The sequence below is a fragment of the Blautia sp. AF34-10 genome, from assembly GCF_003477865.1.
Lineage (GTDB): Bacteria > Bacillota > Clostridia > Lachnospirales > Lachnospiraceae > Fusicatenibacter > Fusicatenibacter saccharivorans.
This window is the reverse complement of record NZ_QUED01000078.1, coordinates 1-1,330: the sequence shown is the minus strand read 5'-3', so window position 1 is coordinate 1,330 and position 1,330 is coordinate 1. Positions and strand designations below refer to the sequence as shown.

The window sequence follows — 1,330 nt, the reverse complement described above, 5'->3', positions numbered from 1 at the left end:
GGCGTTACCCCATCATTCCACCTATCGGATTACCAGTTCACAGACTGGTTATTATTTAATAAACCAACACTGTGCGCAGACTTTTTACCGCCTGCGAACGTGTCGCACTGACCCAGAAATCGTCTCCGGCCTTGCCTTCGCCTTTGGTATTGGCAATCAGCGTTGTTACCAGCTTCAAGATGTCCTTTTCGCTATGGATATAGGCGAAAGGGTTATAGTGCATGGACTTCTTGAAGTTGATGGTATTTAGGACCTTGATTCGGTACGGCTCATAAATGACCTTGCCGTGCTTATCCTTCATGGGCTTTCCGTCCTTCCCCAGCTTGGGTGCGCCCCTTTGGAGCATTTTTCCGCACTCCACCAAAATGGTTCCCTTCGGGTCAGTCACGACGTAGCTGCTGTGCATCTGCATCAGATTCGGTTTGAGCCAGAAGCGGGTCTTACCGGAACCGGAGCCGCCAATCACCAGCACATTTTTGTTTCTGGCGGTCTTTGGGTTCTTGGGGCGGCTGTTCATTGTCAGGCTCTCCGTTTTCGTCAGAATCACGTTGTTCTGAAATACAGGATCAACGTAAGGTGCAATATCCTCACGGGTTCCCCATGAAGCGTTTTGTCAAGTGCTTTTTTGAGTTATTGACGCAAATTATCGTGAAAGTGCGAAAGTGCAAAGCGCAAAGGGTCTGCGTTTTGCACTTTCAGCTTGCGGGTTCGGGTGGCTGCTTCTTCTTGATGAAGTTGTACCATTGACCGCCGACACGCCTTGCGCCTAAAATGCCGCCCATGTTGCGCTTGGCGTTCTGTACCGTCCTTTCGGATATTCCGGCTTCGGCTGCGGCTTTTACAATGTCCTCGCTGGCAAGCTCTTTCCCGTCTGCCAGTAAATCCAGTATCAGCCGTTCCGCCTGTTCGGTCTTGGTGGCGGTGTTCCCGCCCGCGCCGGACAGCAGCTCGTCGGCGGTTATATCATATTCGCCTATCCACGAAAAGCCCGTTTCCGGGTCAAGGCAAAAGGCAACGGGCTTGCCCTCCGGCGCAAGGGAAGATTTGTCATGGACGATAACGCGCACATTCGGTTCTCGCTTCACGCGCCCGATCAGCAGGACGCTCCTTGCTGCGGCGCGGAAGTCGATAGAACCTAAGCCCCGGTATGCGCTCTGCCCTCCGGCAGCTTTGTTGAGATGTCCGATAAGGATAACGGCGCACCCGGTACGCTCGGCAACATCGGCAAGGCGGCGGAACATGGGGCGCACTTCGTTTGCCCGGTTCATGTCGGTTTTTTCGCCCATGTACGCCTGTATGGGGTCAAGGATAATCAGCCGCGCCCCGTTCT

1 protein-coding gene and 1 pseudogene are annotated in these 1,330 nt (G+C 53.8%); both read right to left on the bottom strand.

The features are described from left to right. Positions 1-103: 103 nt before the first annotated feature. Positions 104-610 (bottom strand): annotated as a pseudogene (locus tag DWZ60_RS16920) (type IV secretory system conjugative DNA transfer family protein); the annotation flags it as partial. An 85-nt stretch (positions 611-695) separates the two neighbouring features. After that, on the bottom strand, positions 696-1,330 hold a 635-nt coding region (locus DWZ60_RS16915), incomplete at its 5' end, for an AAA family ATPase (protein ID WP_147397776.1).